This window comes from Bacillus sp. SIMBA_008 (assembly GCF_046535495.1).
GTDB classification, from domain to species: Bacteria; Bacillota; Bacilli; order Bacillales; family Bacillaceae; genus Bacillus; species Bacillus subtilis.
Genome location: NZ_JAWRWL010000931.1, coordinates 1 through 250 on the forward strand (window position 1 = coordinate 1; position 250 = coordinate 250).

Here is a 250-nt window from a genome sequence, read left to right on the forward strand (position 1 = left end):
CTTGGTCCACTTCCCGTGCCAGGCTGACCCATACAACTCATCATCGGTTCGCTTAGAGATTTCTGATACCAGCTGGTCCTTGGCGACAGTGAGCCTTTTGCGATTTTCAGCAAAACTGCTCGCTGAATAGTCTCGATAGAATTTCTGAGCGAGCGCACCAAGCTCGTTCCATTTGTAGCCAACATCAGGAAATTCAATGTCTTTTCCTTGGGCGTCTTGATCTAACCACTTCAGAACAAGTTCATTCCAG

1 protein-coding gene is annotated in these 250 nt (G+C 47.6%); it reads right to left on the reverse strand.

The window, feature by feature from the left end; translation table 11 throughout:
• Positions 1–250 (reverse strand): ClbS/DfsB family four-helix bundle protein (locus SB658_RS26105; protein WP_410603389.1); only part of this gene is annotated, 250 nt, incomplete at both ends.